A 12,769-nucleotide genomic window follows, 5' to 3' on the forward strand; every position below is an offset into this window, starting at 1 on the left:
CTAGCTTTTAGGTCTATACCTTTATATTTGCAAAAAACTTATTAATAACTATGACACTAATTAAATCTATTTCTGGAATACGTGGAACCATTGGCGGTAAGCCAGGTGATAATTTAACGCCAATCGATGCTGTAAAATTTGCTGCGGCCTATGGCATATGGTTAAAAGTGTATTCTAAAAAAGAAAAACTAAAAGTAGTTATTGGTAGGGATGCACGTTTATCTGGTGAAATGATCCAAAATATTGTGGTTTCTACTTTAGTAGGGTTAGGGATAGATGTTATCGATTTAGATTTATCTACAACACCTACAGTGGAAATTGCTGTGCCGCTGGAAAATGCCGATGGTGGTATAATTTTAACCGCAAGTCATAATCCAAAACAATGGAACGCCCTTAAATTATTAAATGAAAAAGGTGAGTTTTTAGATGCTGCTCAAGGTGCAATTATCTTAGACATAGCAGAAAAGGAAGATTTTAATTTTTCTGAAGTGGATGATTTAGGTACTATTACCAAAAATGATTCTTACATAGACATACATATTGATGAAGTATTAGAACTTCCTTTGGTAGACGCTGATACAATTAGAGCAGCCAAATTCAAAGTGGTGGTTGATGGTGTTAATTCTACAGGTGGAATTGCTATTCCCAAACTTCTTAAAGAATTAGGAGTAGAGGTTGTAGAATTGTACTGTGATCCTACCGGCCATTTTCCACACAATCCTGAACCATTAAAAGAGCATTTAGGAGATATTTGTGAATTGGTAGTTAAAGAAAAAGCTGATTTCGGAATTGTTGTTGACCCAGATGTAGACCGTTTGGCATTTATTAGCAATGATGGTGAAATGTTTGGCGAAGAATATACCCTAGTGGCTTGTGCTGATTATGTATTAGGTAAAACAAAAGGAAATACAGTATCTAACTTATCATCTTCTAGAGCTTTAAGAGATATCACCCAAAAGCATGGCGGAACGTATGAAGCTGCTGCAGTGGGTGAAGTAAATGTTGTGACTAAAATGAAAGCCAATAAAGCTATTATTGGTGGTGAAGGTAATGGCGGAATCATTTACCCAGAAAGTCATTATGGAAGAGATTCATTAGTGGGTACCGCTTTATTTTTAATGTTAATGGCTGAAAAAGGTGGAACCGTAGCAGACTTAAGAGCTAGCTACCCTTCCTATTTCATGAGTAAGAAAAAAATTGAATTAACTCCTGGTTTAGATGTGGATGGCATTTTAGTCACTATGGCGGATAACTATAAAAATGAAGAAATTTCTACCATTGATGGCGTAAAGATCGATTTTCCTGAGAATTGGGTGCATTTAAGAAAATCTAATACAGAACCTATTATTAGAATATACACCGAAGCTAAATCTCAATCCGAAGCAGATGCATTAGCCGACAGAATTATAGGTGAAATAAAAGAGATTGCTGGATTGTAAAACGATTATCTATTATTTAGCAACTTGAAATACAAAAAGGGAGCGATTTAAAATCGCTCCCTTTTTTAATGCTGATCAGCTTTATCCTTATGCTTCCAGCGTCTATGTGTCCATAAATAATGTTCAGGGCGCTCTCTAATTTGTTCTTCTGTAAGTCGTAAAAACTTATCTGTTATTTCATGCTCTTCAGTAGATTTTCCAGCAGTAGTTATTGGAATAAACTCCGCTTGATAAAAACCTCTTTTTACTTTTGATACTTTTAAGAACACCACAGCCAAATCCATTTTACGTGCCATAGTTTCTGCGCCACTAAACACAGGAACTTTTACACCCATAAACTGGGTCCAGTAAGGTGCTCTGTGCGCCTGTGGAGATTGATCACTAACCATTCCATACACACTTCTTTTATTATCTCGTACATTTTTAACCACCGTTTTCACAGTTTCTTCTTGAGTAATTAGCGTAGTATTCCACCGAGCACGCACTTTTCTAATCCATTTATCAAAATACTTATTTGCTATTTTTTGATATACTGCATATCCATGAGTATCTAGATAATTATTAATACTCACATTCCACTCCCAATTTGCATAATGTGCACAAACAATTAAAACACTTTTATGTTTTTCAATTTCTTTTAAAACATCAATATTCAAAACATGATAACGCTTTTTTACTTCCTCTTTGGAGAGTGACATGGTTTTGATCATTTCCATAAAAGTATCAATCAAATGACTGTAAAATTCGCGCTGTATTTTTAATAATTCTTTTTTATCCTTTTCAGGGAAAACAAGTACTAAATTAGCATAGACTACCTTTTTTCTGTAGCCGAAAAGCGTGTAAACAAGAAAAAACACAAAATCCGAAAGCCAATAAAATGGCTTGTATGGTAGAATAGAAATAAACCAAAGTATTGGGTAAACTAAAATAAATACTAGTAGTTGCATGCCTAAAATTATAGCGCAAATATAGCTATATTTGAAACCAAACAGAATAGTAAAAAATATGTTTGATTTACATTTAGTAATTGTAGGTATTATTGCCATTAATATTTTAATGTCTCTAAAGGGTTTTAACGACAGTAATTTTTTTGATCGCTATAAATTCTCTGTAGGTGCTATCAATGCCGGACAGAAAGATCGCATGTTAACCTCTGGATTTTTACATGTAGATTTTTCACACTTGTTTTTCAACATGTTTACCCTGTTCTTTTTTGCACCTGTAGTGATAGATTGGTTAAATCCTATAAAATTTGTAATTATTTATGTGATAAGTTTATTAGCAGGTTCTTTGCTATCATTAGTGTTTCATAAAGATGAACCCTATTACTCCGCGGTTGGGGCTAGTGGAGCAGTTACTGGAATACTCTACGCCGCAATACTTTTTGAACCTAATATGACTTTAGGATTACTATTTATTCCATTACCAATCCCTGCCTACGTTTTCGGAATCGGTTATTTGCTATATTCCATTTATGGTATGAAGAGCAGATTAGGCAATATTGGACATACGGCGCATTTTGGAGGGGCAATTGGAGGTTATGTTACCACTTTAATATTTCTACCGAGTTTATTAGAGACAGATACTTTAATGGTTGGACTACTCGCTATTCCTATTGTTTTGTTATTTATTCTTCAGAAAATAGGTAAAATTTAATCCGATAAATAGTTCTATTCTTAGGATTAAATGTAAAAAAACATTGGTATTTAAGTAGTTTATCGAAAAAAAATAAGCAGCCTATACAATTTTTCTAATTTTGGCGTTAAAAGAGAACCCAATCTCTAATAAAACCTACTTATAATGAAAAGAGTTTCCCTACTATTAGCGTTTACGCTAGTTTTTATTTCGTCATGTTCTGATGAAACTACAGTATTTGAAGATTCCAACAGCAATTTAAGCTTACAAGACAATCAAGATTTTCTTAACCAAAGTATTAGCTTTGAAAAAGCGGGTGTTTTAGACATCACTAGCAATGACGCTGTTTCTGGTAAAACCGGAAAAGAAGGCGATGAACTTGCAGGAAATTATCCATTATCATTGATAGCGCAGGTAATGCCTCCAAGTTTTACAGGAGGAGAAAACCTAACGGCAACACATGTAAATATAGTGGATGATATTGCTTATGTATCGTACAACACCGTAGATTCGGATTATGTTGGCGCCATTGATGTTATTGATGTTAAAGATCCATATAATCCAAAATTAACTTCTAGATTATACTATACCAATGCAGATATAAATTCTGTGGTATATGACAATGGGTACATTTATATTGCAGGTGGAGTAGATGCCGAAAAATCAGTACGTGCGACTACCAATTCTTTTGTAGCAAAAATACCAGTGTCTAATGGAAAAATTAATATTGATGCAGGAATTACTTATGGTTTTCAAGAAGGATTCATTGCAACAGATGTTGCTATTTCTGGCAATAATTTATATGTTACTAGCGGTAAAGATGGTTCTTTAACCGTTTATGATAAAAATAGTGTTGAAATTAAAAACGAACTTCCATTTGCCGACTTACGTTCAGTAACCATAGATAATGGTAAAATTGCCGTTCTTGACGCAAGTAAAGGTGTATCTATATTGGATTCTAATTTTTCAATTTTAAAAGAAATAGGAATCACTTCAGATTTTGGTTTAAACTCTAAAAGAACGTTAGATTTTTCAAATAACAGAATTATTGTTTCTGAAGGATCAAATGGAGCCGGTATTTACAATAGCTTAACAGGTGATTTTATTGAGTATATTCCAATTCTTATTAACCCATCTGGATCAGATGCAGCCGATAATGTAACTAATGCAGTTGCCGTAAATGAAGAGGTTATTTTAATGGCCAATGGTGGTGCTGGATTATCTATATCAGAAGAAGCATCCGATAGTACTATTCCTGTTGGAATTATAGACCTTGATGGCTCTATAAACTTTGTAGCCTCTAAGGGTGATTATATTTTTGCAGCATCTGGTACAGCAGGCTTGCAGATTATTAAAATGAATAAACCAAGTGGCAGTTTAGTTCAAAAATGTACAGATGTAATCGAGTATCAAGGTAGTGCAAATTTAAACATAAATACTGGCGAAGTATTAGCATACACTGGTGCTAAAAGACTAAACAATGTAAATATTGGTGGTCAATTATTACTTTGTGGATCATGGACTGTAAGAGGTGATGTTACTGTAAACGAAGGCGGTATTTTTGAAATGAATGGTTCATTTATTGTAGGCCGTAATAATGGTAAAAAGAATATCACTATTAATAAAAATGCTACATTTAGAGTAGAAGGCAACTTAACTATTTACGGTGATTTAATCTTAAATGAAGGTGCTAAATTAGAATTTGTAGGTGCCAATTCAGACGTATACATTACTGGAAAAGTTACTAAGGCTAACTCAGCAACAGTTACTGGAAATTATACCGATTTATTAGATAAATTCTAAATCAACGTTTAAATTAAAAAATGCCCAATATGTTTAAAACATATTGGGCATTTTTATTTGGTTAATACTGGAATTAAATACTTCCGATTAACTCAGCTATTTTTTGTTCTAATTCTGCACCTCTAAGATCTTTAGCAATAATAACGCCATTAGCATCTAAAATAAACATTGCAGGTATAGCTCTTACATTATACATTTTAGCAATTTCATCAAAATATTGCACATTAGATACTTGATTCCAAGTTAAACCATCAGCTGCGATAGCCGCTACCCATTCTTCTTTTGATTTATCTAAAGAAACTCCTAAAATACTTAAACCACTATCTTTATACTTATTATAAATATTTACAAGATTTGGATTTTCAGCTCTACAAGGTCTACACCATCCTGCCCAAAAATCTATAATGGTGATTTTCCCTAAGGCATCTTTTAATGCTAATTGCTGACCGTCTGGTGTTGGAGCAGAAAACTCAGGTGCTTTGGAGCCTATGGCAGTACTTTTTGTTAAATCTAATTGCTTTTTAATTCTTTTACCCGTTGCAGTTTCTTTAATTAATGGTGTAAAACCTTCAAAAATAGTACTTATTTCATTTTCTGGTAAACCTTGTCCCATTAAAACACGTTCTAAGATTAAAACCGATACTAGGGCATTTGGATTTTCTTTAATGTAAGTTATTTCATAGTTTTTTGCCTGCTCTTGCATTTCCATACTTTCGGCCTGTATAGCTTCTTGAGTAGCTAAATCTCCATTGGCTCTAGCTTTTTCAAAATCATTACGCATAGACATTGCACGTTTTGAAAAAGTTCTGCTATTCTCTAAGAACTTATAAAATAAATCATTCTGCTCTGTTCCTTCTATCTTGGCAAAAGCCATACTATCTTTTTGAAAACCAATTTCAATAGTACCATTTTCGATAATTACAGGAATGTTCCCTTGTAATTTGTCTATAAATATGTACTGCAGGTCAAGTGAATCTGCTTTTCCTGTAAAAGTAAACTTACCGTTTTCAACAGTTGTAGTATCTACGTCAACTGGTTGGTTTACTTCATTTATTCTCTTTAAATAAACTTTTGTTCCATTTTCAATCTCGCCATCGATCTTAGCCTCAATTGAAAATCCGTCAGGATTGCTGTTACATGACACCAAAAGTGCTGTTGCAAATAATCCTAGTATTAATTTCTTCATTAGTGTAATATTTTATTTTCGCAAATGTAATTATATTTTAGACAAAAAAAAGGCCATAATAAATTCGTTCCTTATTGATCTGCAGATGCATTAAAATTGATATCTTATTCCTAAACCAATATCAAAATCAAAATTATCAGAAAATCCACTATAACCTATAAGTCCAATTTCTGGTCTCATGTCTAATGAAATTACTAAAGGAAAATCAAAATTATATTCAATACCTAGATTTCCTGCTCCAAAAACAAACAGACCCCCATCTACTTCTTCAGCAAAATTTGGATTGCTACTAGATGGTCTAGGTTCAAAATTTACGCTTCCTAATCCACCTCCAAAGCCATAATACCAGTTAAAATCACCCTCTAATGGTCTTACCCATTGATAAAGTCCGGCAAGTTTAAATGCATCGTACGCACGACTATCTCTAAATCCAAGATTTAGTTCCAAACGATTGGATCTGTTTATAGATTTTTGATAGGATATTTCAGCACCAAGTCCATCGCTATCACCAAGTCTTAAACCTATGGTGTTATCAGACATACTTTGACCATGTATCAACAATGGCAATGCAAAAAGAAATAGAAAATTAATTTTTAACAATTTCATAGTTTTTATTTAAAATTTCAGCTCAAAAATAGCATATTACTAGTGTTTTGAAGTTAATAAAAACTTAATTTAGCATTCAAATTAATTAGAAGATTGGAAACTTTACGTTTAGAAAAATTAAGAGAAAGTTTAAAAGGAGAATTAAGAATTGATACACTTTCTAAAGCATTATACGCTACCGATGCATCTGTTTACAGAAAAACTCCTCTAGGGGTTGCCTTTCCAAAGGGCACTTCAGATATTAAAAAACTGATTCTTTTTGCACAGGAAAATAACATAGGATTAATTCCTAGAACAGCTGGAACATCTTTAGCTGGGCAATGTGTGGGTGATGGTTTAGTTGTGGATGTATCTGTACATTTAAACCAAATACTTTCGGTTGATCAAGAAAAAATGCAAGTTACTGTTCAACCAGGAGTTATACGCGATGAATTAAATTCTTACTTAGAGCCTTACGGATTATTTTTTGGACCGAATACCTCCACAGCAAATCGGTGTATGATTGGCGGCATGGTGGGTAATAATTCCTCCGGAACAACTTCCATCCGATATGGTGTTACACGTGAATTCACAGCCAGCTTAAAAGCCGTATTATCTAATGGAGAAGAAGTGGAGTTCAAGGCATTAACTTCTGACGAATTTATTGCAAAAACAAAACTAAACTCACTAGAAGGCTCAATTTATAAAAACTTATACGAGGAATTATCTAATAAAGATACACAAGAAGAGATTATTAGCGAGTTTCCCAAGCCACAAATTCATAGAAGAAACACAGGTTACGCTATTGATATGCTCCTTAAGAGTGATGTCTTTGGTGGGCCAGAAAAACATATAAATGTTTGCGAATTATTAAGTGGGAGTGAGGGAACCTTAGCTTTCACCACAGAAATTACTTTGCAATTAGCAAAACTACCACCAAAGTTATCGGCTATGGTAGTTACGCATTACCACACATTAGAAGATTGTTTGATGGATGTTGTACCAACCATGCAACACAATTTACACACTTGCGAAATGATGGATAAAACCATCTTAGATTGTACTAAAAACAATCGAGAGCAATTAAAAAATAGATTTTTTGTTTCCGGTGATCCTGCGGCATTGTTAATGCTAGAAGTAAAATCAGATACTGAAGAAGACCTAAAAGCACAAATAGATGCGTTACTAAATACTATTAACGCCTCTGGTTTGAGTTATGCAAATGCTATTTTGAATAATGAAGAAGGTAAAATGGCTGCCGAACTTAGAAAAGCCGGATTAGGTTTACTTGGTAATATTGTGGGCGACATGAAAGCTGTTGCTTGTATTGAAGATACTGCGGTAGCCGTGGAAGATTTAAATGATTTTATTGGGGAATTCAGTCAAATTATGGCAGGTTACCAACAAAACGCAGTTTATTATGCACATGCGGGAGCAGGGGAATTACATTTACGCCCTATTTTAAACCTAAAAAAATCTGAAGACGTAGAATTATTTAGGGCAATCACCACTGATGTTGCTAAACTTACTAAAAAATATAAAGGCTCATTTAGTGGAGAACACGGTGATGGAATTGTAAGAGCTGAATTTATCCCCTTAATGATTGGGGATAAAAATTATCAACTTTTAAAACGTGTAAAATCGTATTTTGATCCTAAAAACATTTTTAATCCTGGTAAAATTGTCGATGCGTTCCCTATGGACGAGTCACTTCGATATGAAATAAATCGTACAGAGCCAGAAATTAAAACGTTATTAGATTTCTCTGATAGTGAAGGAATATTAAAAGCTGCGGAAAAATGTAACGGAAGTGGTGATTGTAGAAAAACACACCATAGTGCAGGTGGAATGTGTCCAAGTTATCATGCTACTAAAAATGAAAAAGATACCACAAGGGGTAGAGCCAATGCATTAAGAGAATTTTTAACCACTTCAGATGCCGCAAATAAGTTTAATCAAAAAGAATTAAAAGAAGTTTTTGATTTTTGTCTAAGCTGTAAAGCATGCGCTAGTGAATGTCCAAGTAATGTGGACATCGCCACTTTAAAAGCAGAATTTTTATATCAATATCAAGAAGAAAACGGGTATTCTTTACGTTCAAAATTATTTGCACATAACACAAAACTAAACAAAATAGGAAGCAAATTATCCGGATTAACTAATGCCATTTATAACTCCGAAACTTTGGGAGGCTTACTAAAAAAGTCTTCTGGTGTAGCCAAGGAGCGTAGCATGCCAAATGTTTATAATTTTAATTTCAATAAACACCTCGAAAAAACTAGATTAGAGTATGTTACATCTAAAAAATCTATTGTTTTATATATTGATGAATTTACTCAGTATATGGATATTGAGTTAGGGAAAGATGCTATTAATGTACTATTAAAACTAGGTTATGATGTGCAATTATTTTTTGCCGAAAGTGGAAGAACTTACATCTCAAAAGGATTTTTAAAACAAGCCAAAAAAATTGCGTTAGACAACATCGACAAATTAAAAGTTTATGCAGCTAAAAATATTCCTGTTGTAGGATTGGAACCTTCTGCAGTTTTGACTTTTAGAGATGAATACAAACGATTTACTGAAGACAAAGAAACTACAAATGCCATTGCCGCAAATGCTTTTATTATTGAAGAGTTTTTGGCTAGCGAGATAAAAAATGGTGTGATCACAGCTGATCTTTTTACTAAAGAGTCAAAAAAAATAAAAATTCATGGACATTGCCATCAGAAAGCACTATCCAATCAAAAAGTGACCTTTGATATTTTAAATTTACCAGAAAATTACGAAGTTACCATTATTACTTCTGGATGTTGTGGTATGGCTGGTTCTTTTGGATACGAAAAAGAACATTATGAAGTAAGTATGCAAATTGGCGAATTAAAATTATTTCCTGCAGTACGAAAGGCATCGGAAGAAACTATAATCTCAGCAAATGGAACCAGTTGTAGGCATCAAATTTATGACGGAACTAAAAGACAGGCAAAGCACCCAATCAGTATTTTAAATGAGGCATTACTTTAAAAAAGCTTCATATTACCTTGCTTATTAAGCTAAAAAAAATGCACCAAATTAGATTATTCAATTTGGTGCATTTATATTAAAATTAAGCTTTATTTAATCTTTTTACTGTACTACAACATTAAATGACGCTAAAATATCTGTTTCTCCACCAGCATCAGAAATTCCAGTATTTGGTTTTGTAGGCTCATGACGCAATGTAAATGTTAAAGTTCCATTACTGGCCTCTCCTGTAACAGCTGTAAATTCAGTACCTAAAGGATTATCATTACTATCAAAATTGTCATATGAAGTAGTTATATTTAATCCACTGCCTACAGTATAAAAAAATTGGTGTTCCTCTGCTTCTTCAATTACTTCAAGAGTAATATCCTCTGCAGGGCTAACTGTTTCATTAAGTAAAACTATACTTCCACTGTAGTTAGTATTTGCTAACAATACTCCAGATACGGTAATATCAGCACCAGTACCATCTAAATCCTGAGACTGTAAAATAACCGTTGCACTACCATCATCTGGTGTTAGTGTTACAGTTAATGTAGTTATTACTTCTTCTTCGTTAATTAATTCTGGTGTATCATCATCGGAACATGAAGTTAGACCAACAAAAAGTGTGAAAATTGCTGCTTTAAATAAATTTACTTGTTTCATTTGTTTTAAAATTTAATAATTAATAATTGATTTTTATATTTAAAAAGGTATTTCTACCCAAATCATCCGCATAGTAGCGCAGACGATTTAGATAATTTCTGTAAGAGGTATTAAATAAATTGGTAGTTCCAATAGCTATTGAAAGCTTTGAAATCTTATTAATATTGAAATCCATACTAGCTTTAATGTTTATTAGATGGTAAGCATCTGGCGGAGTACTTACATCAACATCTTCTGTAGTTTCCGTTTCTGCTAGGTAAACTTCAAAATTGTTATCAGGGAATTCATTTTGGCGAAAAACATAATTGCTTTCTATAGAAAATTTTAGATTATTGAAACCTATATTTTGATAAATAAGTTCATTCTTAGTATTGACAGGTGGCATACTAATTAAAGGTTCATCCTTTAAAACATCATATCCTTTAACGATAGAAAATTGATGCTTAAAACTAAAATTATCACTAAAATTATAGCTAGCATCAATATCTGCACCAAGTAACTGAGCATTGGTTTGACGGTATTCCCATACTTGAAAATTACCTCGAATAGTAGTCAAAACTGATGTAGGTTCATTCACAATAAAATCTTTAATTAGATTTATATATGGATTTACCGAAAAAGAAAAATCTCCCTTATTTCCTTGCAGTGTTGCAGAAAATTTATTCCCAATTTCAGATTGAAATTGTAAATCTCCTATTTCAATTCGCGATGCACTTTGATGCAAGCCATCACTAAACAATTCGGACGGGTTGGGTGCTCTGGAAGCCAAAGAATAGTTGAAAAGCAACTTATAACTCTCTTTAAAATTGTATGCTGCGCCGAATGTTGCAGATAAATTGTTATAAGTAAATTTAGGATTGGTTAATACTTGAGTGTTATACTTTTCGACAACAAAATCAGGATACAGATCATCGTAACCCCTAGATTGCCAGAATGTACTATAATAAAATTTGTAGGCATCTATAAAACTATAATCAAATCTTCCTCCGAGTTCCAATAGCCATTTATCATTTATTTGATAATCCGCAACAGCATAAACACCAAAATTATACTCATCATAATCAGGTATTAAACGTCTTACGCCAGTAGATGGATCTGCAAAATTGTTTTGATATTTAGCTGAAACTCCTGTTTTAAAATTCAATGAATCTGATATTTTGGCATCAAAATCAAGCAGGATTGTATGGGATTTTAGTTCCAAGTCTAAAGATGGATCGTCTTTATCATCTCCACGTCTAATATCAAATTCTAACCTATCGTTATTCTGAAAATCGTACTGCAAACTAAGTTTACCTAAGCCTTTAATTTTACTAAAGGCTTTAATTCGTGCTAAATGGTGAACTATATCTTGTTTCGGAGCATCAATTGCGTAAGTATAATCCTCAACTATTAAAGGAACAACACTATTTATTGCTCGCACTTGATCCTCAGCTCCTCCTAAATGCGAAGCTCTTAAAATTCCAATTTCATTTTTAAAATAAGAATAATACCCATCTATCCCATATTTATACTTATTAAGCCCAATTACCGTAGAAAAACTTTGCTGCAAAACTCCTGTATTACTTAATATGTAGTTAGGCGCATTAAAATCTCCTGAATGTTTTAACAGTCCTTGAACGTTACCATACCAACCACTTTTAGTAGTTTTTATTAGCTGTGAGGTAAGCGAAGTACCACGCCCATTCGAAGAAATAGTAGTTAATGTCTTTCCATATAAACTATCTTTAACTTGGTATTTTAAAGGCTCTACAACAATAATTCCTCCAACTGCATCTCCGCTATATTGCACCGCAGCTGCTCCTTTTATTATCGTAAGCCCTCCAGCCGCGTTTACATCTATATTCGGCGCATGCTCTTCACCCCATTCTTGATCTTCCATCCGGACCCCATTGTTAATAATGACAATGCGAGAACTATGTAAACCATTAATTATTGGTTTAACTATATTATTACCCGTATTAAGAGATGAAATGCCGCTTAAAGTATTTAAAGCGTCCCCTAGTGAGCTATTGCTGTAGGTTTCCAACGTACTGTTTGTAATGGTCTTTTGGCTTAATGTTTTAGAGTTATCACCGTAAGCCTTCCCATTTATAATAACTTCATTTAGTTGCTCAATATGATGCTCTAGCTGAAAATTTGCAGTTACATTCCCAGATATTTTAATAGTAAAGTACCGCACATCACAACTAGGATGTAAAACTTCTATGCTATAAGTTTTGGCACATAAGCCAGAAATACTATACTTCCCATCAAAGTCCGCAAGTGTTGATTTTTCTTCATCCAAAACAGTAATTGTAGCACCAATTAAGATGGAATCATCATGGAGGTCTGTTACTGTACCAGAAAGCGTATAATTACACTGCTGACAAAAACATAGCATACTGTACATAAACAGCATACAGAATATGTATAAACGCATTTAAATTCTTAATTAAGTTAAAAAAGCTTT

At 33.3% G+C, this 12,769-nt stretch carries 9 protein-coding genes; 4 read left to right on the forward strand and 5 right to left on the reverse strand.

The window, feature by feature from the left end:
• Positions 1-50 precede the first annotated feature (50 nt).
• Entirely contained in the window at positions 51-1,439 is a 1,389-nt protein-coding gene (gene glmM, locus B8963_RS11690) for a phosphoglucosamine mutase (protein WP_084061715.1), read from the forward strand.
• Positions 1,440-1,504: 65 nt separating this feature from the next.
• Here glmM and B8963_RS11695 read toward each other — a convergent pair whose 3' ends face one another.
• A complete protein-coding gene (locus B8963_RS11695; RefSeq protein WP_084062150.1) occupies positions 1,505-2,386 on the reverse strand; it encodes a lysophospholipid acyltransferase family protein in 882 nt (293 codons plus the stop codon).
• A 58-nt stretch (positions 2,387-2,444) separates the two neighbouring features.
• On the opposite strand from B8963_RS11695, the gene B8963_RS11700 reads away from it, so the two are divergent.
• Both B8963_RS11700 and B8963_RS11705 read left to right on the forward strand, forming a co-directional pair.
• Complete coding sequence (locus tag B8963_RS11700) at positions 2,445-3,095, forward strand: rhomboid family intramembrane serine protease (protein WP_084061716.1); 651 nt, start codon at positions 2,445-2,447, stop codon at positions 3,093-3,095.
• A gap of 144 nt (positions 3,096-3,239) precedes the next feature.
• Positions 3,240-4,877 (forward strand): LVIVD repeat-containing protein, encoded by a 1,638-nt coding sequence (locus B8963_RS11705; protein ID WP_084061717.1) that lies wholly within the window; start codon positions 3,240-3,242, stop codon positions 4,875-4,877.
• 73 nt (positions 4,878-4,950) lie between these two features.
• Here B8963_RS11705 and B8963_RS11710 read toward each other — a convergent pair whose 3' ends face one another.
• Both B8963_RS11710 and B8963_RS11715 read right to left on the reverse strand, forming a co-directional pair.
• Positions 4,951-6,063: a TlpA disulfide reductase family protein gene (locus B8963_RS11710; protein ID WP_084061718.1), complete on the reverse strand. Its 1,113-nt coding sequence runs from the start codon at positions 6,061-6,063 to the stop codon at positions 4,951-4,953.
• Between the two features lie 90 nt (positions 6,064-6,153).
• Positions 6,154-6,669 (reverse strand): hypothetical protein, encoded by a 516-nt coding sequence (locus B8963_RS11715; protein WP_084061719.1) that lies wholly within the window; start codon positions 6,667-6,669, stop codon positions 6,154-6,156.
• A 93-nt stretch (positions 6,670-6,762) separates the two neighbouring features.
• Between B8963_RS11715 and B8963_RS11720 the strand changes: the two genes are divergently transcribed.
• On the forward strand, positions 6,763-9,672 hold the full coding sequence (locus tag B8963_RS11720) for an FAD-binding and (Fe-S)-binding domain-containing protein (protein ID WP_084061720.1): 2,910 nt from the start codon (positions 6,763-6,765) through the stop codon (positions 9,670-9,672).
• Between the two features lie 102 nt (positions 9,673-9,774).
• On the opposite strand, the gene B8963_RS11725 is transcribed toward B8963_RS11720, so the two are convergent.
• Positions 9,775-10,320, reverse strand: a complete 546-nt coding sequence (locus tag B8963_RS11725; RefSeq protein ID WP_084061721.1) for a type 1 periplasmic binding fold superfamily protein — start codon at positions 10,318-10,320, stop codon at positions 9,775-9,777.
• 19 nt (positions 10,321-10,339) lie between these two features.
• Positions 10,340-12,739, reverse strand: a complete 2,400-nt coding sequence (locus tag B8963_RS11730) for a TonB-dependent receptor (RefSeq protein WP_084061722.1) — start codon at positions 12,737-12,739, stop codon at positions 10,340-10,342.
• Between the last annotated feature and the right edge of the window lie 30 nt (positions 12,740-12,769).

Source organism: Cellulophaga tyrosinoxydans (genome assembly GCF_900176415.1).
In the GTDB taxonomy this organism is placed as follows: Bacteria; Bacteroidota; Bacteroidia; order Flavobacteriales; family Flavobacteriaceae; genus Cellulophaga; species Cellulophaga tyrosinoxydans.